Origin of the sequence: Microbacterium allomyrinae (assembly GCF_020682705.1) — a bacterium.
GTDB lineage: Bacteria > Actinomycetota > Actinomycetes > Actinomycetales > Microbacteriaceae > Microbacterium > Microbacterium allomyrinae.
In genome coordinates, this window is the sequence record NZ_JAGTTN010000008.1 from 1 (window position 1) to 25,390 (window position 25,390).

General features: G+C 69.2%; 25 protein-coding genes. 14 read left to right on the top strand and 11 right to left on the bottom strand.

Features of this window, described 5'->3' with window-relative positions; genetic code table 11:
* Positions 1 to 120: 120 nt before the first annotated feature.
* The 4 genes from KEC57_RS17035 to KEC57_RS17050 are packed head-to-tail and all read right to left on the bottom strand — an operon-like array spanning position 121 to position 1,560.
* Positions 121 to 372, bottom strand: a complete 252-nt coding sequence (locus KEC57_RS17035; RefSeq protein WP_229385895.1) for a hypothetical protein — start codon at positions 370 to 372, stop codon at positions 121 to 123.
* The gene (locus KEC57_RS17040; RefSeq protein WP_229385896.1) at positions 369 to 704 is read right to left on the bottom strand and encodes a hypothetical protein; all 336 of its coding nucleotides are present in this window, start codon (positions 702 to 704) and stop codon (positions 369 to 371) included. The genes KEC57_RS17035 and KEC57_RS17040 overlap by 4 nt, the downstream gene beginning before the upstream one ends.
* Positions 701 to 1,381 carry a helix-turn-helix domain-containing protein gene (locus tag KEC57_RS17045; RefSeq protein WP_229385897.1) on the bottom strand — a complete coding sequence of 227 codons (681 nt, stop codon included), beginning with the start codon at positions 1,379 to 1,381 and terminating at the stop codon, positions 701 to 703. Before KEC57_RS17045 ends, KEC57_RS17040 begins: the two co-directional genes overlap by 4 nt.
* Positions 1,378 to 1,560 carry a helix-turn-helix domain-containing protein gene (locus KEC57_RS17050; RefSeq protein WP_229385898.1) on the bottom strand — a complete coding sequence of 61 codons (183 nt, stop codon included), beginning with the start codon at positions 1,558 to 1,560 and terminating at the stop codon, positions 1,378 to 1,380. The genes KEC57_RS17045 and KEC57_RS17050 overlap by 4 nt, the downstream gene beginning before the upstream one ends.
* 163 nt (positions 1,561 to 1,723) lie before the next feature.
* On the opposite strand from KEC57_RS17050, the gene KEC57_RS19195 reads away from it, so the two are divergent.
* On the top strand, positions 1,724 to 1,948 hold the full coding sequence (locus KEC57_RS19195; protein WP_372457098.1) for a helix-turn-helix domain-containing protein: 225 nt from the start codon (positions 1,724 to 1,726) through the stop codon (positions 1,946 to 1,948).
* A 96-nt stretch (positions 1,949 to 2,044) separates the two neighbouring features.
* On the top strand, positions 2,045 to 3,310 hold the full coding sequence (locus tag KEC57_RS17055) for an ABC transporter substrate-binding protein (protein ID WP_229385899.1): 1,266 nt from the start codon (positions 2,045 to 2,047) through the stop codon (positions 3,308 to 3,310).
* 179 nt (positions 3,311 to 3,489) lie between these two features.
* Here the strand turns inward: KEC57_RS17055 and KEC57_RS17060 are convergent, their stop codons facing one another.
* From KEC57_RS17060 to KEC57_RS17075, 4 genes are all read right to left on the bottom strand, one after another.
* Complete coding sequence (locus KEC57_RS17060; RefSeq protein ID WP_229386002.1) at positions 3,490 to 4,200, bottom strand: ABC transporter ATP-binding protein; 711 nt, start codon at positions 4,198 to 4,200, stop codon at positions 3,490 to 3,492.
* A gap of 77 nt (positions 4,201 to 4,277) precedes the next feature.
* Entirely contained in the window at positions 4,278 to 5,237 is a 960-nt protein-coding gene (locus KEC57_RS17065; protein WP_229385900.1) for an ABC transporter ATP-binding protein, read from the bottom strand.
* 52 nt (positions 5,238 to 5,289) lie between these two features.
* Complete coding sequence (locus KEC57_RS17070; protein WP_229385901.1) at positions 5,290 to 6,267, bottom strand: branched-chain amino acid ABC transporter permease; 978 nt, start codon at positions 6,265 to 6,267, stop codon at positions 5,290 to 5,292.
* A 10-nt stretch (positions 6,268 to 6,277) separates the two neighbouring features.
* Positions 6,278 to 7,543, bottom strand: coding sequence for a branched-chain amino acid ABC transporter permease (locus tag KEC57_RS17075; protein ID WP_229386003.1), 1,266 nt, complete (start codon positions 7,541 to 7,543; stop codon positions 6,278 to 6,280).
* Between the two features lie 375 nt (positions 7,544 to 7,918).
* Here KEC57_RS17075 and guaB point away from each other — a divergent pair, with 375 nt between their 5' ends.
* Entirely contained in the window at positions 7,919 to 9,421 is a 1,503-nt protein-coding gene (gene guaB / locus KEC57_RS17080) for an IMP dehydrogenase (protein WP_229385902.1), read from the top strand.
* Between the two features lie 33 nt (positions 9,422 to 9,454).
* Here the strand turns inward: guaB and KEC57_RS17085 are convergent, their stop codons facing one another.
* Entirely contained in the window at positions 9,455 to 10,561 is a 1,107-nt protein-coding gene (locus KEC57_RS17085) for an FAD-dependent oxidoreductase (RefSeq protein ID WP_229385903.1), read from the bottom strand.
* Complete coding sequence (locus tag KEC57_RS17090; RefSeq protein WP_229385904.1) at positions 10,558 to 12,558, bottom strand: FAD/NAD(P)-binding protein; 2,001 nt, start codon at positions 12,556 to 12,558, stop codon at positions 10,558 to 10,560. The genes KEC57_RS17085 and KEC57_RS17090 overlap by 4 nt, the downstream gene beginning before the upstream one ends.
* 194 nt (positions 12,559 to 12,752) lie before the next feature.
* On the opposite strand from KEC57_RS17090, the gene KEC57_RS17095 reads away from it, so the two are divergent.
* The 7 genes from KEC57_RS17095 (at position 12,753) to KEC57_RS17125 (ending at position 19,423) form a co-directional block, all read left to right on the top strand.
* Positions 12,753 to 13,925: an ABC transporter substrate-binding protein gene (locus tag KEC57_RS17095; RefSeq protein ID WP_229385905.1), complete on the top strand. Its 1,173-nt coding sequence runs from the start codon at positions 12,753 to 12,755 to the stop codon at positions 13,923 to 13,925.
* A gap of 74 nt (positions 13,926 to 13,999) precedes the next feature.
* Complete coding sequence (locus KEC57_RS19145; RefSeq protein ID WP_229385906.1) at positions 14,000 to 15,913, top strand: ABC transporter permease; 1,914 nt, start codon at positions 14,000 to 14,002, stop codon at positions 15,911 to 15,913.
* Positions 15,910 to 16,761: an ABC transporter ATP-binding protein gene (locus KEC57_RS17105; RefSeq protein ID WP_229385907.1), complete on the top strand. Its 852-nt coding sequence runs from the start codon at positions 15,910 to 15,912 to the stop codon at positions 16,759 to 16,761. Before KEC57_RS19145 ends, KEC57_RS17105 begins: the two co-directional genes overlap by 4 nt.
* The gene (locus tag KEC57_RS17110) at positions 16,758 to 17,567 is read left to right on the top strand and encodes an ABC transporter ATP-binding protein (RefSeq protein ID WP_229385908.1); all 810 of its coding nucleotides are present in this window, start codon (positions 16,758 to 16,760) and stop codon (positions 17,565 to 17,567) included. The genes KEC57_RS17105 and KEC57_RS17110 overlap by 4 nt, the downstream gene beginning before the upstream one ends.
* The gene (locus KEC57_RS17115; RefSeq protein ID WP_229385909.1) at positions 17,564 to 18,067 is read left to right on the top strand and encodes a carboxymuconolactone decarboxylase family protein; all 504 of its coding nucleotides are present in this window, start codon (positions 17,564 to 17,566) and stop codon (positions 18,065 to 18,067) included. Before KEC57_RS17110 ends, KEC57_RS17115 begins: the two co-directional genes overlap by 4 nt.
* Positions 18,064 to 18,693 carry a peroxidase-related enzyme gene (locus KEC57_RS17120; RefSeq protein WP_229385910.1) on the top strand — a complete coding sequence of 210 codons (630 nt, stop codon included), beginning with the start codon at positions 18,064 to 18,066 and terminating at the stop codon, positions 18,691 to 18,693. The genes KEC57_RS17115 and KEC57_RS17120 overlap by 4 nt, the downstream gene beginning before the upstream one ends.
* Positions 18,694 to 18,799: 106 nt before the next feature.
* Positions 18,800 to 19,423 carry a TMEM175 family protein gene (locus tag KEC57_RS17125; RefSeq protein WP_229385911.1) on the top strand — a complete coding sequence of 208 codons (624 nt, stop codon included), beginning with the start codon at positions 18,800 to 18,802 and terminating at the stop codon, positions 19,421 to 19,423.
* Positions 19,424 to 19,557: 134 nt separating this feature from the next.
* Here KEC57_RS17125 and KEC57_RS17130 read toward each other — a convergent pair whose 3' ends face one another.
* Positions 19,558 to 21,048 (bottom strand): MFS transporter, encoded by a 1,491-nt coding sequence (locus tag KEC57_RS17130; protein ID WP_229385912.1) that lies wholly within the window; start codon positions 21,046 to 21,048, stop codon positions 19,558 to 19,560.
* Between the two features lie 94 nt (positions 21,049 to 21,142).
* Here KEC57_RS17130 and KEC57_RS17135 point away from each other — a divergent pair, with 94 nt between their 5' ends.
* The 4 genes from KEC57_RS17135 to KEC57_RS17150 all read left to right on the top strand — a co-directional run bounded on the left by KEC57_RS17135 (position 21,143) and on the right by KEC57_RS17150 (position 25,302).
* Positions 21,143 to 21,787, top strand: coding sequence for a TetR/AcrR family transcriptional regulator (locus KEC57_RS17135; RefSeq protein WP_229385913.1), 645 nt, complete (start codon positions 21,143 to 21,145; stop codon positions 21,785 to 21,787).
* 53 nt (positions 21,788 to 21,840) lie between these two features.
* A complete protein-coding gene (locus KEC57_RS17140; protein ID WP_229385914.1) occupies positions 21,841 to 22,119 on the top strand; it encodes a DUF2277 domain-containing protein in 279 nt (92 codons plus the stop codon).
* Between the two features lie 269 nt (positions 22,120 to 22,388).
* Positions 22,389 to 24,077, top strand: a complete 1,689-nt coding sequence (locus tag KEC57_RS17145; protein ID WP_229385915.1) for an ABC-F family ATP-binding cassette domain-containing protein — start codon at positions 22,389 to 22,391, stop codon at positions 24,075 to 24,077.
* A 106-nt stretch (positions 24,078 to 24,183) separates the two neighbouring features.
* Positions 24,184 to 25,302, top strand: coding sequence for a GuaB3 family IMP dehydrogenase-related protein (locus KEC57_RS17150; RefSeq protein WP_229386004.1), 1,119 nt, complete (start codon positions 24,184 to 24,186; stop codon positions 25,300 to 25,302).
* The last annotated feature ends 88 nt before the right edge of the window (positions 25,303 to 25,390 follow it).

Below are 25,390 nucleotides of genomic sequence, written 5' to 3' on the forward strand. Positions count from 1 at the left end.
CGATGACGATGGTCTGCATGTCTCTCCTTCGGTTGAGCCGGCGCGCGATCGCGTCGGCGATGAGGTAGCCCCAGAGCACGACGGATGCCGGGATCCAGAACCACGCGGGCAGGGTGTCGATCATCGGAGCACCGCCCGCTCGAGCGCGGCCTTGACGGTCGCGGTCGCTTCGAGGTCGAACGCGAGGGCCTGGTCGATCCAGGACTCGTGCCCGTCGACCAGGACCACGAGGGTCTGCGTCGCGGTGATCACTTCGCGGGCGTCGGCGACGTCGGCGGCGGTGATCATCAGCGGGATGGTGTCCTCGGTGAGCGTGATGAGATCCAGCAGCAGCTCGACGCACGACACCTGCGCGAGCGTGGGCCGGCTCATCGGGTGACCGTCCAGGCGAGTACCGCGACGGTGACGGTGACCATGCCGGCCACGCACCCGCCGGCGGCTGCGAGATTGACTCGCCATGTCGGGTCACTCATTAGCCGTGCCAGGCCGCGCGGCTGGGCCGCGTGCCGCGCGATCGGCGCATCGTCCTCGTTCGGCTGCGGCTCGCCCCAGACCAGCAGCGCCCAATCGTGGGCGAGGTCGATGCGCTCCTGCTCGGTGAGCGGTGCTTCGCGGGTGTGCAGCTCGTGGCACTCGCAGCAGCAGACACCCGACTCGGCGCACGCGAGGTGCTGCCCGTCTCGGCAATCCAGTGTGAGGCTCATGCGATCTCTCCCGTTCGGTTGTCGGCGTAGACGGGCGTCTCGTGGCAGTGCGCGCACTTGCCATGACGACCGAGCTGGTGGGTCGCGTGCTGCCAGTTGCCGGGGCATCGTTCGTTTGCCCACACGGCGTTCGTCGCTCGCGCGCGATTACTCGGGCTTCTCTCTGAGAGGTGAGTAACTGGTTCTAAGGGTGGTTTGGGTCGCATGGGTGCGACCGGGGCCGGTCGCGTGGGTGCGACCGGGCCGCGTGGGTGCGACCCGTAGTTATCCACAGGGGGTCGCGTGGGTGCGACCGGGTCAGGATCAGCCAAACCGGCCAGCTGCTCCGGCTCGAGGTCGAGAATCCGCTGCGCCTCGTTGCGGGTGCGGTGCTGGCTCGAACGGTCGCAATCGGACGGGCATCGCAGCAGCAGCGAGTAGCGGTTCGGGCGCTGGTGCTCGGCGTAGCGGTGATCGCCGCCCGCCTGCACATAGCGGCGGATCTCGCTGAGCCGTTCAAGCTCGATGACGCTGCGCTGCACCTGGCTGACGCTGCAGTTTCCGTACTTCGCCAGCGTGGCCACGGTGGGCCACGAACCGCCGTCACCATCGTGATTCGCGATGCCGAGAAGGACGAGCTTGGCGGTTCCTTTAGCTCGAGAATGATGCAGGACGATCGCCAGGCTCTCGACGCTCACGACTGCTGCTCCGCGCGCGCCTCGATCTCGGCACGGTCGAAGAGGAAGTCGCCGCGGTATCCGGGCACAATCACAAGCGGGGCCAGCGCGCCGGCTGCAACGCGGCGCGTGACGGTCGAGCGCTGAACGCCGAGCATCCGCGCCGTTTCGGCGCTTCCGATCAAATCGGGTGTTTCCATATGTCTGACATTGCACGATCCAGAGCGGAAACTCTGGCATTGTCGGACTTATGGGCGTGTCACGTCGTCATTCATTGCACTAGATGGGGCGTTCTGCCAGACTCCCCATATGTCGATGCAGCCCATTGTTGATCCAAAGTTCTCTCTCGACTTTTCCGACCGCATGTGGCTCGCGAGCCGCCGATCGGGTCTCAGCGTGCAGGAGCTGGCCGAGCGCCTCGAGGTCTCGCGGAATACCGTGAGCGCGTGGATCAACGGCCACAACCGTCCCCGCTCGCGGGACCTGAAAGCGTTCGCTCTGGCGACCGGATATCCGTTGGCGTGGCTTGAAACAGGGGAGGCTCCGACCCCGGTCGGGCCTGAGGGTTCACCCGTTACACATCGTTAACGAATGGCAACATTGGCGAGCCCTCCACGCGGTTAGGTTTGGGGCACTGGGTCGGCGCCCGAGCCGTTCCCGCGTCCATACACAGCAAGGAGCAACATGAGCGTCTTCACCCGCTCGCGTAAGACCACCGTCCTCGGTGGCATCGCGCTCGCCGGCGCCAGCGCCCTCGTCCTCGCCGGTTGCACCGGCGGCGGTACGGGCGGCGAGACCAGTGCGCCCCCCACCACGGAGGACCGCGAGGACCTCTCGCTCAGCATCGGAACGGTGCTGCCGCAGACCGGTGCTCTCGCCTTCCTCGGCCCCCCCGAAGAGGCCGGCGTCGGGCTCGCCGTGGCAGACATCAACGAGGCAGAGCTGGGCGTGACGGTCGACGTCGAGTTCGGCGACTCGGGCGACCCCGACAACAAGGCGTACGAGACCACCGTCCCGCGCCTTCTCGGCAATGGCGTTCAGGCCCTCATCGGCGCCGCATCGTCCGGCGTCACGAAGCTGTTCCTCGACGAGGCGGTCTCGTCGGGCGTCATCACGTTCTCGCCGGCGAACACGTCGCCCGACTTCACCACGTGGGACGACAACGGCCTGTACTGGCGCACCGCCCCCAGCGACCTGCTGCAGGGCGAGGTGCTCGGCAACCTGATCGCAGAGGACGGGCATCAGACGCTCGGCATCATCTACCTCAACGACGCGTACGGCACGGGTCTCGAGGCGGCCCTGACCGAGAACTTCGAGGCAGCCGGTGGTGAGGTCGTGGCCAGCCAGGCCTACAACGCCACCGACACGACGTTCGACGCACAGGTCAGCGCGGTTCTCGCCGAGAACCCCGACGCCATCGCCGTGATCGGCTTCGTCGAGACTTCGACGATCGTTCCCGCCGTCGTGGCCGAAGGCTTCGACGCCGGCAACTTCTACTTCGTCGACGGCAACACGAGCCAGTGGGGTGCCGACATGCCCGTCAGCATCGAGGGCTCCAAGGGCACCCAGCCCGGACCCGCGCTCGAAGACGACTTCATCGAGCGCCTCAACGGCTGGTGGACGGGTGAAGGCAACGACGAGCTCGCCGACCTCAATTACGCCGCCGAGTCGTACGACGCCGTCGTGCTCCTCGCGCTCGCGGCCCTCGCGGCCAACTCGAGCGACCCGGCCGACATCGCCGCCAACCTCCAGGAAGTCTCCGGCGGCTCGGGCGACGGTGAGAAGTGCACCTCGTTCGCCGACTGCGCCGAGATCATCCTCGGTGGCGGCACGGCCGACTACGACGGCTACTCGGGAGCAGTCACCTTCGACGAGAACGGTGACCCCACCGAGGCGTCGATCGGCATCTTCGAGTACGGCGCCGACAACACGCACGTCCGCATCAACTGACCTGACGGTCTCATGACAGAGGGCCCCGGAGCGATCCGGGGCCCTCTGGCGTTGCGGCTGCTGCTCACTCGCCGGCGCCGGCGCCGGCAAGTCGACATGTCGACGGGATGCCGTTGAGCAAGAAGGAGAGCGGATGCCGCAGCATCCGCTCTCGGGCCGTTCTGCGCGTGCCCGCGATGTCAGTGGTCTTCGGCGCCCAGCGTTCCGAGGTACAGGCCGATGACCTTGGGATCGTTGAGCAGCTCGCGGCCCGTGCCGTGGTAGGCATCGCGGCCTTGGTCGAGCACGTAGCCGCGGTCGCAGATCTGAAGGCACCGGCGAGCGTTCTGCTCCACCATGATGGTCGTCACGCCTGCCTTGTTGATGTCGGAGACGCGGATGAAGGCGTCGTCCTGACGGACGGGCGACAGACCGGCTGACGGCTCGTCGAGGAGGAGCACCGACGGATCCATCATGAGCGCCCGAGACATGGCGACCATCTGACGTTCGCCGCCGGAGAGCGAGCCCGCGCGCTGCTTCAGGCGCTTGCCGAGTTCGGCGAAGATGCTCGTGACGAACTCCAGACGCTCGTTGTAGGTCTTGGGCGCCTGGAAGAGGCCCATCTGCAGGTTCTCTTCGATCGTGAGCGAGGGGAACACGTTGTTGGTCTGCGGGACGTAGCCGACGCCGCGCTGGACGAGCTTGTCGGACTTGAGGCCCACGACGCTCTCTCCGTCGACGGTGACCTCTCCCGAACGCACCTTGACCATGCCGAAGATCGACTTCAGGAGCGTCGACTTACCCGCGCCGTTGGGCCCGATGATGCCGATGAGCTCGCCCTTGTGGGCGACGAGATTCGCGCCGTTGATGATGTTGATGCCGGGGAGGTAGCCGGCGAAGAGGTCCGTGATCTCGACGACGACGCGGTCGGTCTTGCCCTCTGCCCGGACAGCCGCGCCCGTCGCGCCGAATCCGGTTCCTGAGTCGCTCACTTGGTCTCCTCCTCGGCCTCGGCGATCGAGGCTTGCTCGGCCTCTTTGATCTCTTCGAGCAGTTCGACGGCGGCCGAGTCGAGTTCGCCGGCGACGCGGCCGGTGACCACGCCGAGGTCGACGTCCTGATGGCTGCCGAGGTAGGCGTCGATGACCGCCTGATCCTCCATCACCGAGTCGGGCGGGCCTTCTGCGACCACCTTGCCCTCGGCCATCACGACCACCCAGTCGGCGATGTGGCGCACCATATGCATGTCGTGCTCGACGAACAGGACCGTCATGCCGAGATCCTTGAGGTCGAGGATGTGGTCGAGCAGCGATTCGGTGAGCGCCGGGTTCACGCCGGCCATCGGCTCGTCGAGCATGACCAGCGTGGGATCGCTCATCAGGGCGCGTGCCATCTCGAGGAGCTTGCGCTGGCCGCCCGACAACGAGGCGGCGTAGTCCTCGGCCTTCGTGTCGAGCTTGAAGCGCCGGAGCAGCTCCATCGCCTTGTCTTCGTTCGAGTCGTCCTGCCGGCGCCAGATGGCGGGAATGATGCTCGCCCAGATGTTCTCGCCCTTCTGGGCGGTCGCGCCGAGCTTCATGTTCTCGAGCACCGTGAGCAGCGACAGCGACTTGGTCAGCTGGAACGTGCGCACCTGACCCATGCGGGCCACCTTGAACGACGGGATGCCCGACAGCTGCTTGCCGTCGAACGACCACGTGCCGGAGTTCGGCTTGTCGAAGCCGCACAGAAGGTTGAACAGCGTGGTCTTGCCGGCGCCGTTGGGGCCGATGAGCGCGGTGATGGCTCCGCGCGGGATCTCGATGTGGTCGACGTCCACGGCCGTGAGCCCACCGAAGCGGCGCGTCACGTGATCGGCGATGAGGATGGGATCGGTCTTGGCGACGCCGGGTACCGCATCTCCTTTGGCGAGACCGGTCGTCTTCGGTCGCCGGATCGACCCGGTCACGAGGGGGACGGAGCCCGTCTCGGGCGTGCTGTCGGGCGTACTGCTGGGCGGGTTACTTGACAAAGGTCAGCTCCCTCTTGTTTCCGAAGATGCCCTGCGGGCGGAAGATGACGATGAGCATGAGCGCGACGCCGACGAGGATGAATCGCAGGATGCCGGCCTGGATCGGCGTCATGGGCAGGATGCCCTCGCTCGCCAGCGCCGGAAGGACGTTGTCGAGGAAAGCCATGATCACCCAGAAGATGACGGATCCGACCGCCGGCCCGAACACGGTCGCCGCGCCGCCGAGGAGCAGGATCGTCCAGAGGAAGAACGTCAGCGATGTCGTGTACGTCGCCGGGATCACCGCCGAGGGGAGCGCGAAGACCACGCCGCCCAGAGCGCCGAAGATGCCGCCGATGATGAGCGCCTGCATCTTGTACGCGAACACGTTCTTGCCGAGCGAGCGCACGGCGTCCTCGTCCTCGCGGATGCCCTTGAGCACACGGCCCCAGGGGCTGCGCATCAGGGCCCACACCAGGTAGACCGCGATCGCGAGCAGGATCAGGCCGAACACGCGCACCCAGAGCTGGTCGGCGTTCCAGGTCCACGGACCGAAGCCGTAGGTGCCTTCGGGGAACGGATTCGCCGCGCGGAAGCCGGCGTGGTACCCGCCGAGACCGTCGGCCGAGTTGGTGTACGCGTCGAAGATCGTGGTCGTGAACAGCAGGCGAACGATCTCGGCCGCGGCGATCGTCACGATGGCCAGATAGTCCGCACGAAGGCGCAGGGTCGGGATGCCCAGCACGAAGGCGAAGGCGACGGCGCCGAGCATGCCGATCAGGATGCCGACCCACCAGGGCAGCCCGAAGCTCAGGATCGAGATCGCGTACGAGTACGCTCCGATGGCCATGAAGCCGGCCATTCCGAAGTTGAGAAGTCCCCCGTATCCGAAGTGGACGGCGAGTCCGGTCGCAGCCAGCGCGTAGGCGATGGTCGTCGGCTGCAGGAACCAGCTCGCGGTGTTGTTGAAGATCTGTCCCCAATCCATGTCGCGGCCCCTATCCCACTCGTTCTTTGCGGCCCAGGATGCCCTGAGGTCTGACCAGCAGCACCAGGATGAGCACGGCGAGAGCGCCCACGTACTTGAGGTCGGGAGGCAGCCACAGCGTCGAGATCTCGACGAGCAGGCCCACGATGAGGGAGCCGACGAGGGCGCCGAAGGCGGTGCCGAGACCACCCAGCGTCACGGCGGCGAAGATGAGCAGCAGGATCTGCACACCCATGTCCCAGCGCACGCCGGGACGGAAGTACGCCCAGAGGATGCCCGCCAGCGCTGCCAGCGCCGCGGACATCATCCACACGATCCGGATGACCCCGTCGACGTCGATTCCCGAAGCCGCGGCGAGACTGGGGTTGTCGGAGATGGCGCGTGTGGCCTTGCCGACACGCGTGCGCAGCAGCCAGAACGCCACCGCGATGATGACGATCACGCTGATGCCCATCGAGACCATGTCGATGATCGACAGGCTGACCGGACCGATGATGCGGATCTTCGAGGCGCCGGCGCCCGGCAGCTGGTAGCTGCCGCCGCCGATGAAGAACTGGAACGTGTAGCGCAGCGCGAGCGACAGGCCGATGCTCACGATCATGAGCTGGACGAGTCCGAGCCCGCGGCGGCGCAGTGGTCTCCACAGCCCCGCATCGAGGGCCCAGCCGAAGGCGGCGCCGGCCACGACCACGAGCGGGATCACGATCCACATCGGCCACGTGAGGAACGTGCCGAAGACGAGCGCGACGATCGCGCCGAAGGTGACCATCTCGGCGTGCGCGAAGTTGGTGAGGCCCGTGGTGCCGAAGATCAGCGAGACGCCGATCGAGGCGAGTGCCAGCAGCAGCCCGAAGTTGAGGCCGTTGATGACGAGAGCCACCACCCGGTCGAACTGGCTCGCCGTCTCACGTACTCCTTCGCCGAGGAAGAGGTTCACGATCTTGGTGTTCGTGAGGGCGAACTCGACCTCTTGCGAGGCGGAGGATCCTTCGACGATCACTCCTTCGGGCAGGCTGCTCTCGTCGACCGTGAGCGTGTAGGTCTCCTTCTCGGGCACGTACAGCCGCCAGCGCCCTTCGGCGTTGGTCACCGTCTCGGCCTCGAAGCCGTTGCCCTCGATGGCGACGACCACGTCGGGCACGGGCTCGTCCTCGAACGTGATGATGCCGCCGAAGTAGTAGTCCGTCTGCTCTTGGTCGCCACCCGGGGTGTCGGGAGCAGCTGCCGCCGCGTTCGCACCTCCCGGTGCCGACAGGAAGACCATCGCCGCCGCCATCAGCAGTCCGAAGAGCACGATGACCCAGCGGCGGTCACTTCTCGTGGTCACAGTCGCAGGACCCACAGAACCTCCAGTTCGGCACCACGCGCAGACCGAAGCTCGGGTCGCATCGGCTGTGATGTTCGACGGTACGAGCGTAATGTGTCGCCGTTGTTTCGCCTACGACACCATGTGGATAAGTGATCTGATCGCAACCGAGCATTTCGCCGGTGGACTGCTGTGCGTGCGCGCGGGTCGCGCGTGAGGTACGCGCGGGCGTTAGGCGGGAACAAACGGACTCTGCGGACGCTTAGAATCATCACGGAGCGTCACAAGCGCACCGGCCGTCGTCGCCCACCCCGAGAGAACGCGCCGCGCGCGAGGAGACCCCCTATGGAGCACAACGACCCCTTCGGCTTCGTCGGACTGACATACGACGACGTGCTGCTGCTTCCAGGGCACACCGATGTGATCCCGAGCGAGGCGGACACCTCTTCGCGTCTGACCCGTCGCATCACCGTCGCGACCCCGCTCATCTCCGCCGCCATGGACACCGTCACCGAGGCGCGTCTGGCGATCGCGATGGCTCGTGAAGGCGGCCTCGGCATCATCCATCGCAATCTCTCGATCGAGGAGCAGGCCTCGATGGTCGATCGCGTCAAGCGCAGCGAGTCGGGAATGATCACCGACCCGGTCACCACGACGCCCGATGCGACGATCCAGGAGGTCGACGACCTCTGCGCGACCTACCGCATCTCGGGCCTTCCGGTCATCGACGCGGACGGCCGGCTCGTGGGCATCGTCACCAACCGCGACATGCGCTTCGTCTCGGGCTTCGAGCGTCAGACCACTCTCGTCAAGGACGTCATGACGCGCGAGGGCCTGATCACCGGACCGGTGGGCATCGGCGCCAACGAGGTCATCGCCACGTTCGCCAAGCACCGCGTCGAGAAGCTGCCGCTGATCGATGACGAGGGCAAGCTCGCCGGACTCATCACCATCAAGGACTTCGACAAGAGCGAGAAGTACCCGCTCGCCACCAAGGACGAGCAGGGACGCCTGCGCGTCGGCGCGGCCATCGGCTTCTTCGGCGACGCCTGGCAGCGCGCCGAGGCGCTGCGCGACGCCGGCGTGGACGTCATCGTCGTCGACACCGCGAACGGGCAGTCCGCCGGCGTGATCGATGTCGTGCGTCGTCTCAAGGCCGATGCGTCGTTCGACCACATCGACGTCATCGGCGGCAACGTCGCCACCCGCGAGGGTGCTCAGGCCCTGATCGACGCGGGCGTGGACGCCGTCAAGGTCGGCGTCGGACCGGGCTCGATCTGCACCACGCGCGTCGTGGCCGGCGTCGGTGTGCCGCAGGTCACCGCCGTCTACGAGGCATCCCTCGCCGCCCGCGAAGCGGGAGTGCCCGTGATCGCCGACGGCGGTCTGCAGTACTCCGGCGACATCGCGAAGGCGCTCGTGGCCGGGGCCGACACCGTCATGCTCGGCTCGCTCCTCGCCGGCACCGACGAGTCGCCGGGCGAGATCGTCTTCCAGGGCGGCAAGCAGTTCAAGCAGTACCGCGGCATGGGCTCGCTGGGCGCGATGCAGACGCGGGGCAAGAAGACGTCGTACTCGAAGGACCGCTACTTCCAGGCGGATGTCCCGAGCGACGACAAGCTCATCCCCGAGGGCATCGAGGGCCAGGTCGCCTACCGCGGCCCCGTCGCCGCGGTCGCGTATCAGCTCATCGGTGGTCTGCGTCAGTCGATGTTCTACGTCGGCGCCCGCACCGTCGACGAGCTCAAGGCAAAGGGCAAGTTCGTGCGCATCACCGCCGCCGGCCTGAAGGAATCGCACCCCCACGACGTGCAGATCATCGTCGAGGCGCCCAACTACAAGAAGTGAGTCGCGACTCAGGCCGAGTAGCGAGGGCGCACCTCAGACCAGGCGGAAGGGCTCTGCGGCGCGCGCGTCCGGGTCGGTCGCGAGGTCGGCGAGCACGGAGCCCACGGCGGGCGTGAACTTGAAGCCGTGACCCGAGAACCCGGCTCCGACGACGAGGCGGCCACGGCGGTCGAGCACGAAGTCCTCGCTGTCGGTCGAGGTGTAGGTGCAGCTGATCGCGACCGCCGATTCAGGCGCGAGGCCCGGCATCCACTCTTCGACGTAGTCGCGCAGCCGTGAAGCCAGCGACGGCACGGGGCGGAAGGTTCGGGCGTCGGGATCGACGACCGGGCCCACGAGGTGGAAGCCGACCTTGATCCCCTCGCCGGGCGTCGGCATGCCGTACACGTGGCCCGGAAAGCGGTCGCGGGGCAGCAGGTGGTTGAACGACGGCCAGGCATCGTGCGGCGAGATCGCGGCGAAGTGCGCAGGACTCTCTTCGGTGACCGTCAGGCGGGGGAGGGCGAAGGACGGGGGGAGGATGCCGCGGCTCCACGCGCCCGCGGTGACGACCACCGTGTCGGCCGCGACCTCGTAGCGCACGCCGTCCGCGTCGACGGTGACGAGCACGCCGTCGCTGCGCTCCTCGATCTCGAGCACGCGGTGCCCGAAGCGGACCTCTGCTCCCTGATCGCGCGCACTGCGTTCGAACGACTCGAGCGCGGCGGCCGCACGAACGACGCCGGCATCCGGAGAGAAGAGCACGTCGCCCTCGAACCGCATGCCCGTCCAGCGCCGTGCGGCTTCGGATGCCGCCAGCACCTCTGCGCGCTCGCCGCGGGCTGTCAGGGCGGCATGCACACGGGTGACCGTGTCATCGTCGCCGTGCGTGACGAGGCCGTGCAGACGCAGCAGCGGCTCGCCCGTCGTGCGCGAGAGCTCATCCCACTCGGTGCGCGCGAGTGCGAGCAGGTCGAGGTAGTGGTCGGTGCCGTACGCGTTGTTGAAGTTGCGCGTGGCGCCGTGCGATGCGCCGTTCGCGTGGCCGCGCGGGAAGCGTTCCAGAGCGAGCACGGAGTGCCCCCGGCGGGCGAGCTGCCACGTCGTCGCGAGGCCCATCGCTCCGGCGCCGACGACGAGGTAGGGGACATGAGCGGTCATGGGGTCATCCTTTCGGGCCCGGGTTCGGGGAGTGCCGCGGTATTCGCTTCGTGTGCACTCGCCGAGGGCACACGCTCGCTGCGTGCGGGACGTGTGTGCTCGTCCGGAGCACATGATCGGCGCGGGTCGGTATCGGGAGCCCGGATGGGTTCTGGGCGCCGGCCGCGGGTGGCGGTGCGCAGTGCGGCCCGGGCCGCGGCATCCGTCTCCCGAAGCACCGAAGAGTCGGTGCCGGGAACCGGCGCGATGATGGTGAAGACGCGGATGTCCTCGTGCGGCACGCCGACCGAGAAGAGGCCGGGAACCGGCTCGCCCGCCGCGCCGATCACGGCGCCGTCGGAGGGGCGCACGTCGAGTGCGTCGGAGGGCGTGCCGTCGGCGAAGCGCCAGCTGCGCGCCGCACCCTGGGTGACGAGCGACCGGAGCAGCGGGTCGGAGGTGCGCTCGACGCTGGGCGTCGGCAGCCACGCCTCGACGAGGACCGCCGTCGGAACCGGCCGCCCGGAGCGCGGTCGCAGCGTCACGTGGCCGTCGCTGACGTCGACCCGATCGAGAGGCCCCGCGAAGCGGACGATCCCGGCCGCATGAAGCGCGAGAAGCTGCCGTGCGCGGAAAAGCGGCGGGCCGCTTCCGAACGATGCCGCGATGGCGAGGTACTCGCGGTAAGCCGCGAACGAACTCGCGGTGAGGCCGCCGAACTCGACGAGAGCGATCACCGCGCCGCGCGCCGCCGCATACGAATGGAGCGCGAGCTTCAGCGGGCTGTCGAGACCGCGGGCCGCCTCGTCCGCATCACGGCGGACGGCCTCGGCCACCACCGCACCCACATCCGGGGCGTCGGGATCCGGGCGAGCGGGCGCGGCGCGCGCCAGCGGGTCGGCGGCGTCGGCGAGCGAAAGCCTCTGCGCGGGGTCGGAGACGTGTCGCGCGACGAGCGTTTCGGCATCCATCCGCGGATCTCCGAGTCCTCGGATGAGCCCTTCGAGGTCGACGACGGCGCCCGGCGAGACCCGGTCGAGCGCACGGTAGTAGTCGACGAGCGCGTCGCGCTGGATGAGCGGCAGCACCTCACGAGTGAAGTCCACGGGACGACGCGCACGCAGTCCCGCCAATGCGGCGCGGAGGATCCGCTGCTCGGGGAAGAACGGGGGTGCCCCGAAGTCCGGCTTCGCCCGGTACGGCACACCGCGGCGCGAGGCGCCGACGATCAGCGGTTCTGCGCCGGACGCCTCGTACCGTACCGCGCCGGCGTCCGACACGAATCGCCCGCCGCGCTGCTCGGTGAGTTGGCTCACGGTGTCGAAGAAGCCCATCCCGAGTCCGCGGATCCCGACCGCGGTGCCGGCGGCCACGTCGGAGAGATCCTGGTCGATCGGGTTGCCCGGCGCCACGACGCGCGGGTGCGGCACGACGTCGTCGCGAGGGAGCCAGCCGACGGCGAGCACGACCGCCGCCGCGGCCAGGGTCGCACCGTCGTCGAGGTGCACCATCCATCCGTCGCCGGTGCGGCGCAGATCGACGGCCCGACCGCGATGCACGTGCAGGTCGACGGATGCGGGCGCCGAGGCGGCGATCCGTTCGAGGCACCAGCGCAGGTAGTACCCGTACAGAAGACGCGACGGGTTGGAGTGATCGACCGTCCGGGAAGCCTCCGCGCGCACGGCGGGCGGCAGGTCGGCGGCGGAATCGGGGTCGGCTGTCACGCGACGGCACCAGTCGGCGAGCGATGGTCCGGGCCGGACGGGTCCCTCGCACGTGAGGCTCGCGTCGGTGAACAGGGTGGACTGCGCGGCGACCGTGTTCATCACGAGCTGCTCGGCCTGCCCGGCTCGCCAGATCCGCCCCGAGCCCGGCGGGAACGGGTCGATGAGATGGATGGCGAGCGGCCCGTCCGACAGTTCGGGAGCGCTCGCGAGCACGCGTTCCAGGATCGACGTGCCGCGCACGCTCGCGCCGATGATCGCGATCGCGGGCACGGCTCGGGTCTGGTCGTCCACGGGTTCCCTCTCTCGCTCTCATCCTGTCAGCGGGGCCCGTCGCAGGGCCTCCGCGGCACGTCGTGTTACGGCGTGCGTCGATTCACCTGGATGGATTCCGTCATTCATCCCTAGCGTGGGAGGCGGATGCCGAGCGGTACGTCCGCGCTCCGCCTCCGTCACCCGACTTCACCCGAAAAGCCAGGAGCACAGCAATGCCCACGATCCGTCGCGCCGCCGCCCTTGCCGGCACCGCCGCTCTCGTCCTCGTCCTCGCGGCCTGCAGCACTCCCTCCCCAGATGCCGGCTCCGGCTCCGGCTCCGAAGGCTCCACCGAGCCCGTCCGCTTCGGCGTCGCGCTGCCGCAGACCGGCGACCAGGCCCAGTACGGCGAGTACTTCGAGCAGGGCTTCGAGCTCGCGCTCGCTCAGATCAACGAGGCAGGCGGCGTCGACGGCCGTGATGTCGAGCTGGTCTACGAAGACACCCAGGCCGACCCGGCTCAGGCGCCCGCCGTCGCCCAGAAGTTCGTCGACGACGCGTCGATCCTCGCCGTGCTCGGCGACTTCGGCACACCGGCGACCGCCGCCGCGAGCCCGATCTACCAGGCGGCCGGTCTCACGCAGTTCGCGTTCTCGGCATCCGCCTCCACCGTCACCGATCCGGGCGACTTCATCTTCGCGACGTGGGTCTCGCAGGAGTACGAGGCGCCTCGCCTCGCGGCGTTCGCTGCCGAGCAGGGGTCGACCGCCGCGGTCTTCTATCACGACACCGACTGGGGCCTGAACACCCACGGCTTCTTCTCCGAGGGCGCCGAGGAGGCGGGCCTCGAAGAGGTGTACGCCACCGGCTACAACCCCGAGAGCACCGACTTCCGTCCGCTGCTGCTCGCCGCCCAGGCCGAGAACCCCGAGGTGATCGTGCTGATCTCGTACGCTGCCGACGGCGCCCTCATCACGGCGCAGGCCCGTGAGCTCGGCATCGACGTGCCGATCGTGGGAATCAGCTCGATCTACAACCAGCAGTTCATCGAGCTGGCCGGCGACGCGGCCGAGGGCGTGCAGACCCTCAGCTACTTCACGCCCGAGAACCCCGACGAGGCGGTGCAGCAGTTCATCACGGACTTCGCCGCCGAGTACGACGTCGAGACCCCTTCGGACTACGCGATCCGCGCCTATGACGCCCTGAACATCGTGGCGACCGCGGCGGCCTCCGCGGCCGACGAGGGCGAGCTCGATCGCCAGAGCCTGCGCGACGCGCTGGTGACGGGCGAGGACTTCGCGACGATCCTGTACGGCCCGATCACCTTCGCCGACAACCGTCGGATCGTCGACGCGGACCAGTACGCACTCGTGATCGAGGACGGCGCATTCGTCCTCGCCGAATGACCCGCTACTGACATCCACGCCCTGTCCGGGCACCCGCATCGGGTGCCCGGACATCGGCACGAGAGGGAACGACTGTGGACATCCTCCTCGCCGGCATCGTGAGCGGCAGCACCTACGCGCTGCTCGCGGTCGGCGTCTCGCTGGTTTTCGGCGTCTCGAACATCGTCAACTTCGCCGCCGGATCGGTCTTCGCCGCCGGCGCCATGATGGGCTGGTTCCTCGCCGCGGTGCTGGCGTGGCCGCTGTGGGCCGTGCTCGTCGGCGTCATCGTCTTCACCAGCCTTCTCGGGTGGCTGATCTTCGTGGTGGCGGTGCGGCCGCTGCGGGCGGCACCCGGCATCGCGGTGCTGCTCGCGACGTTCGCCGTCGGCATCATCCTCGACAACACCTCGCAGCGCGTCTTCGGCGCCGAGACGCGACGCTTCCCGTCGCTGCTGGAGCGGAGCAACTTCGAGCTGTTCGGCTTCCGCTTCGGTACCATCGCGCTCGTCATCATCGGCGTCGCGGTGGTGTGCGTGACCGTGCTGGCATGGGTGCTCGCGCGCACCAGGATCGGCCGCGCCATCCGCGCCACGTCGCAGGACCGCGACGCGGCGGCGCAGATGGGCATCCCGGTCGACCGCGTCCAGGCGATCTCGTTCGTCATCGCGTCGGCGCTCGGCGGGGTGGCAGGCGTGCTCGTCGGCATGTACTTCTCGAACGTCGCACCCACCATGGGCTTCACCGCCGGCGTGCAGGCGTTCGCTGCGGCGACGATCGGTGGCCTGGGATCGCTGCCGGGCGCGATCGTCGGCGGACTCATCCTCGGTGTCGCCGAAGCGTTCGGCGTCGCACTGTGGGGCGATTCGGTCCGCCAGCTCATCACCTTCGGCGCGCTGATCCTGGTGCTGTGGGTTCGCCCTGGCGGCATCCTCGGCCGCGTCCCGGTGGTCGCGAGCGAGCCCATGACCGGAACGTTCTTCGGCGCGGGCAAGCCGCTGCGCCTGAACCGCTGGGTGGCGGTCGGTCTGATCGCCGCCGGGGCTCTGCTTCCCCTCGTCGTGGGGGACTACGTGCTGCGTACGGGTGCGCTGGTGTGGATCTACGCGCTGTTCGCGCTGTCGGTCACCATCGCGGGCGGATTCGCCGGACAGATCGTGCTCGGCCAGGCAGGCGCTCTCGCTATCGGCGCGTACACCTCCGCGCTGCTCGTGACGAAGGGTGGCTGGGACTTCTGGGCGAGCTTCGTCGCAGCGGGTCTCGTGGCGGCGATCTTCAGCGTGCTGCTCACCGCGCCGACCTGGCGGCTTCGCGGGCACTACGTCTCGATGGCGACCCTCGCGACGGGCGCCTTCATCGCCGCCCTGGCCCTCAACCTGCAGGACATCACCAACGGCGCGCGCGGGATCTACGGCATCCCGCGCCCCACGTTCTTCGGTGCGCCCGTCTCGTCGGCCATCGGCATGTACCTGCTCACGTTCGCGGTGCTCGTGGTCGCGCTCGTGATCGTCGCCCGTCTCGGTTCGTCGCATCTCGGCCGCACCTGGGCGGCGGTGCGCGAGGACGAAGTCGCGGCCGCGTCCTCCGGCATCCATCCCGCCGCGTACAAGTCGCTGGCGTTCGGACTCGGCTCGGTGATCGCCGGATTCGCGGGCGCACTCTACGCCTCGCAGGTGACCTACCTCGAACCGAGTCAGTTCGGCATCTCGCTGTCTGTGCTCGCGGTCACCATCGCGATCCTCGGCGGCCTGCGCGCGCCGATGGGTGCAGTGGTCGGTGCGGTGATCCTGGTGGGCATCCCCGAGTTCTTCCGTGCCTTCGCGGACTGGCGGCTGCTCTTCTACGGGGTGCTGCTGCTGGTGCTCATCCTGTGGCGCCCGCAGGGACTGTGGGCTCACTCCGACCCGCTGGCCCGGGCGTGGGGACGCATCGTCCGCGGGCCTCGCGGCGGCGGAGGATCCGACACCGGCCGAGAAGCGACCGCCGTGCGCGAGGAGGTGGTGTCGTGAGCGAGCCGCTCCTTCGCGTCTCGGGCCTGCGCAAGCAGTTCGGCGGTCTCACGGTCGTCGACGACGTGTCGCTCGACATCCAGCCGGGCGAAGTCGTGTCGATCATCGGCCCGAACGGCAGCGGCAAGACCACCACGCTCAACATCATCAGCGGGGTGCTGCGTCCCTCGGCAGGCACCGTCGAACTCGAGGGTCGCCGGATCACCGGCAGCAAGCCGTACCGCATCGCCCATCTCGGTCTGACGCGCACGTTCCAGAACGGCCGCGTGATCGGCAATCTGACGGTCGCCGAGAACGTGCTCATCGGTCTCGAGTCGGTGCAGACGGTGGGGCGGCCGCTGTCGTCGCTGCGCGGCATCCCGGGCGTGCGATGGCTTCCGCTCCTCGCCGAGACGTTCACCGCGCTGCTGCCCGGCGCGAAGCGCAGGCGACAGGATGCCGCCGATGCGGAACGCGTCGGTGCAGAGCTCGCGCGATTCGGAACCCGCCTCGCACCGCGCCGCGACCAGTACGCGTACTCGCTCTCGTACGCGAACCGGCGTCGCACCGAGATCGCTCGGGCACTCATCTCCTCGCCGCGCCTGCTGGTGCTCGATGAGCCGACGGCGGGGATGAACCAGACCGAGACGGCCGAAGTGCTCCAGCAGCTGCTGGAGCTGAAGGCGGCCGGTCAGACCATCCTTCTGGTCGAGCACAAGCTCGACCTCGTGATGACGCTGTCGGATCGCGTGCTCGTGCTGGATGACGGTCATCTCATCGCGCAGGGCGCGCCCGACGAGGTGAGCCGTGATCCCCGGGTCATCGAGGCCTATCTCGGCAAGGCCTTCGCAGAAGGGACGAAGCCATGACCGCTCTTCTCGCCTTCGAGGACGTCACCGTCACCTACGGAGTGAGCCCCGCTCTCGAGGACGTCTCGCTCGAGCTCGCCGCCGGACACATCGTGTCGCTGCTCGGCGGCAACGCCTCGGGCAAGTCCACGACCATGAAGACGATCCTCGGGCTCGTGCGGCCGGTGTCGGGACGCGTGCTCTTCGACGGTCAGGACATCACGAACTGGAGCACTCCCCGGCGGGTGCGCGCGGGCATCGCCTCCGTCCCGGAGGCCCGCCGGGTCTTCCCTGACATGACGGTGGAGGACAATCTGCTCACCGGGGCGCACGTGCGCCGCGATTCCGGCATCCGTCGCACCCTGGCGGAGGTCTACGACTTCTTTCCCCGGCTTGCGGAGCGCAAGCGTCAGCACGCGGGCACGATGTCGGGCGGCGAGCAGCAGATGCTCGCCTTCGGTCGCGCCCTGATGAGCCGGCCGCGCCTGATCTGCATGGACGAACCCACGATGGGACTCGCCCCGATCATCGTCGAGCGCGTGCTCGAGCACATCGCGACGATCAATCGCGACCTCGGCGTGAGCGTCTTCATGGTCGAGCAGAACGCCGAGCTCGCGCTGAGCGTGGCCGACAGCGGCTATGTGCTGCGCACCGGCCGCATCGCGGTGCAGGGAACGGCGGCCGAGCTGCTCGCGAACCCGGGTGTGCGCGAGGCGTATCTCGGGCGCGCGGGCGATCAGGCCGCGGATCCCCTCGAGCTCGCGCGCCGCGTGAGCTCCCACGACGACATCGCAGGCGCCTCGGCGCCGCAGGAAGGACGAGCATGACCGATGTGCTCCTGACCATCGCCGAGGTCGGCTCCGACGCCCCGCGCGATCATCGGCCGACGGTGCGGGATGCCGCGCAGGCGGCGTATCACGCGCTCTTCGACGTAGGCGCCGACGATCCGGTCCCGGGCGTCGACCGCGGGTTCCGCCACCTCGTGGCGGCGCGTGCCGCCCGGCTGGAGGGGGACGGCCCGGCCGCAGAGTTCTATCTCGACGGCGCGGACGTGACGGATGCCGTGGCTCTCGTCGAAGACGGCCCGGACGGCGAGGCCGGAGTGCGGGCCACCCGTCGCACGCGTGCCGCGCTGCGATATGCCGAGCTTCTCGTGGGCAGCCCCGCCGCAGCGACCGCCGACGATCTGAACGGACTCGTGGTGGCCGGCTGGTCGCCCGCGGAGATCGTCGTGATCGGGCAGATCGTCGGTTTCGTCAGCTATCAGGTGCGGGTCGCGCAGGGACTGCGCGTGCTCGACGACGTCTTCGAGGAGGCTGCCCCGTGAGCACACGGTTCACCACTGCCGAGCGCGCCTGGCACGCGTGGATCGAGCCGGTCGGCCCCCGCACCGGATCACCCGCGCAGATCGCCGCGTACGAGACCAGCGTGTGGCCGGACTCGCCGTACTTCCGGCTGCTGGCATGGCACCCGGACGCCCTCGCCACCCGCACCGCGCTGGATCGGGCGATCTTCCTCGGTCGCCCCGGACTGCCTCGTGGCGAGCGCGAACTGGCGGCGACCGTGGCTTCGCGGCTCAACGGCTGCGAGCTGTGCACGAGCGTGCACTCGCGCTTCACGGTGACCTTCACCACGCAGGAGGATGCTGTCCTGCGGCTCCTCGAAGAGGGAGTCGAGGCCGAATTCGAGCCGCGCTGGCGCGCGATCGTGGATGCCGCCGCGGCGCTCACCGCGTCGCCGCCGCGCTTCGGAGCGCACCACGTGCGCGCGCTGGTGGGTGTCGGGTTCTCACGCGCCGACGTGCAGGACCTCATCGAGTCCACTGCGTTCTTCGCGTGGGCCAATCGCCTCATGCTCAGCCTCGGCGAGCCCGCCGCGCCCGACGACTCCGATGCCGAGGCGATCGCCAACCAGCGCTCCGCCGACGCCGTCGCGGCGGGCGCCCGCCTGTAGCGCGGAGCGCGCACGCGGCGTGGGCGGCGGTGCGCGCGAGCGTCCCTGCCCGTCGGGGCGCGGCATCCGCTCGGCTCGCGATCGCCGGCATCGCTACTGTGTGCATATGATCCGGCAGAGACGGCACCCGGCGGCAACGCAGCGCACCGTTCGCCTCGAAGCGTTCACCGACGGCGTCTTCGCGATCGCCGCGACGCTGCTCGTGCTCGATCTCACCGAGCACTCGCTGGGCGAGGTGTCGAGCGACGCCGAACTGTGGGCCGCGCTCGGCGGCATGGGGCAGCTGTTCATCAACTTCGCGCTGAGCTTCGTCCTGCTGTGCCTTCTGTGGATGGTGCACGTGCAGCAGTTCGAGCACGTCGCGCGCGTGGACTCGGCGCTGACCTGGCTCAACAACGCACGGCTCCTGTTCGTCGTCCTCGTGCCGTTCGCCACCGGCCTCACCACCGAGTACTCGGAGTTCCTGGCGGGACGCCTGGTGATGCCGGTGACGTTCTTCCTCGCCATCCTGTTCAGCTGGGTGCAGTGGCAGTGGGCGGCGAGGAACCGCGAGGTGATGCTCCCCGAGCTGTCGGCGGCCGATACCGCCGCCTACGGGCGCGCATCGCTCAGCGCGATGATCATCGCCGGCCTGGTCGTGATCCTGGCGCCGTTCGTCGGATCGATCGCGTTCGTGCTGTTCCTGCTGGACGGCGTGCTCACCCGCGTGCTGCGCGGAAAGGGCGACTGACCGGCACGAATGCCGCTCAGCCGCCCTCCGGGATGGTCCACATCGTGTGCTCTCACCGAGCGCACGCGCTGCTAGCGCGCGGTGCGTGTGTTGTCGGCGAGAGCACATGAAGTGAACACGGGGTGAGGTGGGGATCAGGGGCGCATCGCGAGGTCGGCGTCGGAGCTCGCCGCGTTCGTCGGGGCTGCGGCATCCGTCGTCGACCGTCCGGCAGGAAGCCACAACGCGACCACCGTCGCGATGAAGAGCACCGCAGCTCCGGTGAACACGGCCGGGCGCGCGGCATCGACGTACTGGTCGGGGAGCAGCTCGCCCCCGGCGCTCACGAAGATCGCGGTCATCACGGCGGTGCCCAGGGCCACCCCCAGTTCGCGCACCGTCGAGTTGACACCGGACGCCTTGGCGTGGTCGATCAGTCCCAGCGTCGCCAGCAGAGCGGTGGCCGACGGGGCGAATACGAGCGCCATTCCGACGCCGGCCATGATGAACGGCGCGATGAGTGCGGGGTAGTCGAGGTCGGTCGACATCACGGCGGCGATCCAGGTGAGGGCGACAGCCTGCAGGCCGAGTCCCGTCACCATGAGCACGCGCGTTCCGATGCGAGGGGCGAGCATGCCCGCGATCGGCGCGATGATCATCGGCGCGAGGGTCCAGGGAGTCGTCTGCACGGCGGCCTCGAGCGGTGACGAGCCCTGCACGACCTGCAGGTACTGGATGAGGATGAACACCGCGCCGAACGTGCCGAAGCTGAACGCGAAGCCGATGACGTTCGTCACCGAGAAGGAGCGGTCGCGGAAGAGCCGCAGCGGCACGAGCGGCGCCTTGGACCGGGTCTGCCAGACGAGGAAGACGGCGAGCAGCGCGACGCCGATCGCGATCTCGGCGATGACCCCGAGGGAATCCCAGCCGTCGTCGTTGCCGCGCACGATCGCGTGCACCAGGGCGAGGACGCCGGCGGCTGCCAGGACCGCACCGGGAACGTCGATGCGCTGGCGCGCGCCGAAGTCGTTGTTCAGCACGAGGAGTGCGAGCGGGATGGCGATGATCGCGACCGGCACGTTGATCCAGAAGATCGCCTGCCAGTTCCAGCCCTCCATGATCGCCCCGCCGATGAGCGGGCCGACCGCGACGCCGAGACCCGAGACGCCGCCCCAGATGCCGATAGCCAGAGGTCTCCGCGCCGGCGAGACGCCACCGCTCAGCAGTGCGAGCGACAGCGGCAGCACTCCGGCGCCGCCGATGCCCTGCAGTGCACGGGCGGCGATGAGCTGGCCCGGGTCGGTGCTGAGAGCGGCGAGGGCCGATCCGATGCCGAACACGGCGATGCCGATCGCGAACACCGTGCGACGCCCGAACCGGTCGCCGAGTGCCGATGCGACGAGGATGGCGCCTGCGAAGGCGAGCGTGTAGGCGTTGACGAACCACTGCAGCTCTTCGACGCTCGCTCCCATCTCGGAGTGCAGCACCGGCAGAGCGTTGGTCATCACGAGGTTGTCGAGCGTCGCCATGAACATGGGGAGCGATGCCGCGGCGACGATGAGCGCGAAGGGGCGAGGCCGGCGCGGCGCGCGTCCGCCGGCGAGGGCGTCGACGTCGGCCGTCGAGGCGGGGGATTCGATGGTCATGAGGTCTCCGGTAGTAATTGGATGATTACTTACGAGGATCAATGTAGTAATCGACTGATTACAAAGTCAAGTCATTCGCTGATAACCTTTCGACATGACCACTCCGCGAGCCGACGTCGCCGTCGACGAAGCCGCTGCCGATCCCGTCAAGCGCCTGTCGTCGGACGAACGGCGGCGGCAGATCCTCGTCGCGGCGCTCGCCGTCTTCGGCGCCCGCGGGTACGAGGGCGCGACGACCGATGAGGTCGCGCGCGCGGCCGGAGTGAGCCAGCCCTACGTCGTGCGCCTGTTCGGGTCGAAGGAGAATCTCTACCTCGCGACCATCGACGACGCCCTGTCGCGGATGCTGGCGGGCTTCCGTGCCGCGCTCGCCGCCGACGACCCCGAGCGGCCGGCCGGCAAGCGCATCGGCCAGGCCTACGTCGACCTGCTCGAGGTGCGGGGACTGCATCAGACACTCGCCAACGCGTATCTGATGGGGAGCCATCCCGTCATCGGCCCGGCCGCGCGCCGGGGGTTCGCCGCGGTGTGGCGCTTCTTCCGCGACGAGCTGGGGCTCGGAGCCGACGAGGCCCGGGTGTTCATGGCCGAGGGCATGCTCATCAGCACGATGATCGGTCTGCGCCTCGTCGACGACTACGGCTCGGATCCGCAGATCACCGAGCTTTTCCGCTCGTGCTTCCCCACCGAGATGCCCCATATCCTCGACCTGGTTCCGCGGGGCACCGAGCGCTGGTGACACCGGTGATCCGACGGTTCCGTCCGTCGGCGCCCCGGCGTATCGTCTTGGGCATGTGCCGGAACATCCACACGCTCCACAACTTCGAGCCCGCCGCCACCTCTGACGAGGTCGACGCCGCAGCGCTCCAGTACGTGCGCAAGATCGCGGGCACGACGAAGCCGTCGAAGGCGAACCAAGAGGCCTTCGACCGCGCCGTCCACGAGATCGCCCACATCACCCAGCACCTGCTCGACGACCTCGTCGCCGTCGCACCGCCGAAGAACCGCGAGGTCGAGGCGGCCAAGGCCCGCGAGCGCGCGATCAAGTCGGGCCGCTACGCCGCAGCGTGACCTCTTCGTCCTCGGCGGGTGGATCCTCGGATGCACCGCGTCGGTGACGAGACCGCGAGCGCGCAGCGGATGCACCGCGTCGGTGACGAGCCGCGAGCGCGCAGTGGATACACCGCATTCGCGACGAGACACCGTGGTGGCGGTGGTGTCTCGTCGCGGATGTGGTGTATCCCGGTGCCTGAGGGCGGCGGGACGAAACGCGCGTGAGCAGATAAGCTGGTCGGCTCCCCGAACGGCGATGGATGCCGCACGGAGCAGACAGGAACACCGTGGGGTACATCGACATCGCCGCCGTCTCGTATGCGCTGCCGGACGGCAGGCCGCTTCTGGACGACGTCTCGTTCCGTGTCGGCGAAGGCTCGACGACCGCGCTCATCGGTCAGAACGGCGCCGGCAAGACCACGCTGCTGCGCATCATCCGCGGGGAGGCCCCGGCGCTGTCGGGAGTGGTGTCGATCGACGGCGGCCTCGGTGTGATGGACCAGTTCGTCGGCCACGGTGAACCGGGCCAGAGCGTTCACGACCTGCTGATCGCCGTCGCGCCCGACCGCGTGGGCCGCGCCGCCCGCGAGCTGGAAGACGCCGAGGCCGCGATCATCGAGCTCGACGACCTCGACACGCAGATGCGGTACGCCGGCGCCCTCGCCGACTACGCCGAGGCCGGCGGCTACGAGTACGAGACGGTCTGGGACACGTGTACGACGGCGGCCCTCGGCATCCCGTTCGCGCGTGCGCGCTTCCGCGAGCTCACCACGTTGTCGGGTGGTGAGCAGAAGAGGCTCGCGCTCGAGGCACTGCTGCGCGGACCCGATCAGGTGCTGCTGCTGGACGAGCCCGACAACTACCTCGACGTCCCCGGCAAGCGGTGGCTCGAGGAGCGCCTGCGCGGGACGGCCAAGACCGTTCTGCTCGTCTCGCACGACCGGGAGCTGCTCGCGCGGGCCGCGGACCGCATCGTCACACTCGAGGCGGGCGGGGCCGGCAGCACCGCGTGGGTGCACGGCGGAGGCTTCGGCACCTATCACCGGGCTCGGGCGGAGCGGATGGAGCGCCTCGACGAACTGCGCCGCCGCTGGGATGAGCAGCACGCGAAGCTCAAGGCGCTGGTGGCCGATATGAAGGTCAAGGCCGCCGCGAACGACGGGTTCGCGTCGCGGTACCGTGCCGCGCAGACCCGGCTGCGGTTCTTCGAGGAGGCGGGGCCTCCGCTCGAGCGTCCGAAGGAGCAGGACCTCGACGTGCGCCTGCGCGGCGCCCGCACCGGGCGGCGCTCGGTCGTCGCCGAGCGGCTCGAGCTCACCGGGCTGATGAAGCCGTTCGACCTCGAGGTGTGGTTCGGCGACCGGGTCGCGGTGCTCGGGTCGAACGGGTCGGGCAAGTCGCATTTCCTCCGACTCCTCGCCCGCGGCGGCACCGATCCCGACTCGCGCCTCGGGCACGTCACCACGACCGGCGCCGGACTCGCGCCCGTCGCCCACGTCGGTCGCGGGATCCTCGGTGCGCGTGTCGTGCCGGGCTGGTTCGCGCAGACGCACAAGCATCCCGAGTTCGCCGGTCGTACGCTGCTGGACATCCTGCACCGCGGCGAGGACGCGCGCGCGGGGATGCCTCGGGATGCCGCGAGCAGCGCCCTGGACCGCTACGGTCTCGTCGCCCAGGCCGAGCAGGACTTCGACAGCCTGTCGGGCGGGCAGCAGGCGCGATTCCAGATCCTCCTGCTCGAGCTGTCGGGGGCGACGCTGCTCCTGCTCGACGAGCCCACCGACAACCTCGACCTGGTATCGGCCGAGGCGCTGCAGGAGGCGCTCGCCCGGTTCGAGGGCACCGTCCTCGCGGTGACGCACGACCGCTGGCTGGCGAAGTCCTTCGACCGGTTCGTGGTCTTCGGCTCTGACGGTCGTGTCTTCGAGTCCGATGCTCCCGTGTGGGATGAGACCCGCGTCGCGCGGGAACGGTAGCGAGCGGATGCCGCGGGCCCGCGGCATCCGTCCCCCACCCCTCCCGACCGCGCGCGCGGTCGGGAGGGGCGGTGCGAACCCCGCCGGGTAGGCTGGCCTGGTGAGCATGGACATCGAACTCGGTCGCGCCAAGCGCGCGCGTCGCGCCTACACGTTCGACGACATCGCGGTGGTGCCCTCGCGGCGCACGCGCAACCCCGAGGATGTCTCGACGACCTGGACGATCGATGCGTTCAGCTTCGACATTCCGGTGCTGGGCGCCCCGATGGACTCCGTCGTGAGCCCGCAGACCGCGATCATGCTCGGCCAGCTGGGCGGCTTGGGCGTCCTCGATCTCGAGGGCCTCTGGACGCGCTACGACGATGCGGCTCCGCTGCTCGCCGAGATCGCGGGCCTCGAGAAGGCCGCCGCGACCCGCCGCATGCAGGAGCTGTACGCCGAGCCGATCAAGCCCGAGCTCGTGCGCGACCGGCTCGCCGAGATCCGCGCGGCCGGTGTCACGGTCGCCGGCTCCCTCACGCCTCAGCGCACGCAGGAGCTCTACGAGACGGTCGTCGCCGCCGGCGTCGACCTGTTCGTGATCCGCGGCACCACGGTCTCTGCCGAGCACGTCTCGAGCGTCGACGAGCCCCTCAACCTGAAGAAGTTCATCTACGACCTCGATGTTCCGGTCATCGTGGGCGGCGCCGCCACCTACACCGCGGCGCTGCACCTCATGCGCACCGGAGCCGCGGGCGTGCTCGTCGGGTTCGGCGGGGGAGCGGCGTCGACGACGCGTGCCACCCTGGGCCTGCACGCGCCCATGGCGACGGCCGTCGCCGATGTCGCCGGCGCACGCCGCGACTACCTCGACGAGTCGGGCGGGCGCTACGTCCACGTCATCGCGGACGGCGGGGTGGGCACCTCGGGCGACATCGTCAAGGCGCTGGCGATGGGTGCCGATGCGGTCATGCTCGGCGTCGCCCTCGCACGCGCGACGGATGCGCCCGGCAAGGGCTTCCACTGGGGCCCCGAGGCCCACCACCCGAAGCTGCCCCGCGGTCGCCGCGTCAAGGTCGATCAGGTCGGTTCGCTCGAAGAGATCCTCTACGGTCCCGCGCCCGTCGCGGACGGCACGGCCAACCTGATCGGCGCCCTCCGCAAGTCGATGGCCACCACCGGGTACTCCGACCTCAAGGAGTTCCAGCGGGTAGAGGTCGTCGTCGCGCCGTACGCCGCCGGATGACGCGAGCTGTGACCGACCCCTCGACAGGCGCCGAGCCCTCGCAGGGCCCGGAATCCGGCGCGGCCGCAGGGTCCGCACCACCGGTCGA

What these genes read in the sequence shown, in the direction of transcription:
- KEC57_RS17055 (WP_229385899.1), top strand. Translation starts at nt 2,045, where the DNA reads ATGAGCGTCTTCACCCGCTCGCGTAAGACCACCGTCCTCGGTGGCATC.
- KEC57_RS17040 (WP_229385896.1), bottom strand. Translation starts at nt 704, where the DNA reads ATGAGCCTCACACTGGATTGCCGAGACGGGCAGCACCTCGCGTGCGCC.
- KEC57_RS17070 (WP_229385901.1), bottom strand. Translation starts at nt 6,267, where the DNA reads ATGGATTGGGGACAGATCTTCAACAACACCGCGAGCTGGTTCCTGCAG.
- KEC57_RS17095 (WP_229385905.1), top strand. Translation starts at nt 12,753, where the DNA reads ATGCCCACGATCCGTCGCGCCGCCGCCCTTGCCGGCACCGCCGCTCTC.
- KEC57_RS17130 (WP_229385912.1), bottom strand. Translation starts at nt 21,048, where the DNA reads ATGACCATCGAATCCCCCGCCTCGACGGCCGACGTCGACGCCCTCGCC.
- KEC57_RS17110 (WP_229385908.1), top strand. Translation starts at nt 16,758, where the DNA reads ATGACCGCTCTTCTCGCCTTCGAGGACGTCACCGTCACCTACGGAGTG.
- KEC57_RS17050 (WP_229385898.1), bottom strand. Translation starts at nt 1,560, where the DNA reads ATGGAAACACCCGATTTGATCGGAAGCGCCGAAACGGCGCGGATGCTC.
- KEC57_RS17035 (WP_229385895.1), bottom strand. Translation starts at nt 372, where the DNA reads ATGAGCCGGCCCACGCTCGCGCAGGTGTCGTGCGTCGAGCTGCTGCTG.
- KEC57_RS19195 (WP_372457098.1), top strand. Translation starts at nt 1,724, where the DNA reads ATGTGGCTCGCGAGCCGCCGATCGGGTCTCAGCGTGCAGGAGCTGGCC.
- KEC57_RS17140 (WP_229385914.1), top strand. Translation starts at nt 21,841, where the DNA reads ATGTGCCGGAACATCCACACGCTCCACAACTTCGAGCCCGCCGCCACC.
- guaB (WP_229385902.1), top strand. Translation starts at nt 7,919, where the DNA reads ATGGAGCACAACGACCCCTTCGGCTTCGTCGGACTGACATACGACGAC.
- KEC57_RS17150 (WP_229386004.1), top strand. Translation starts at nt 24,184, where the DNA reads ATGGACATCGAACTCGGTCGCGCCAAGCGCGCGCGTCGCGCCTACACG.
- KEC57_RS17075 (WP_229386003.1), bottom strand. Translation starts at nt 7,543, where the DNA reads ATGGCGGCGGCGATGGTCTTCCTGTCGGCACCGGGAGGTGCGAACGCG.
- KEC57_RS17135 (WP_229385913.1), top strand. Translation starts at nt 21,143, where the DNA reads ATGACCACTCCGCGAGCCGACGTCGCCGTCGACGAAGCCGCTGCCGAT.
- KEC57_RS17085 (WP_229385903.1), bottom strand. Translation starts at nt 10,561, where the DNA reads ATGACCGCTCATGTCCCCTACCTCGTCGTCGGCGCCGGAGCGATGGGC.
- KEC57_RS17125 (WP_229385911.1), top strand. Translation starts at nt 18,800, where the DNA reads ATGATCCGGCAGAGACGGCACCCGGCGGCAACGCAGCGCACCGTTCGC.
- KEC57_RS17115 (WP_229385909.1), top strand. Translation starts at nt 17,564, where the DNA reads ATGACCGATGTGCTCCTGACCATCGCCGAGGTCGGCTCCGACGCCCCG.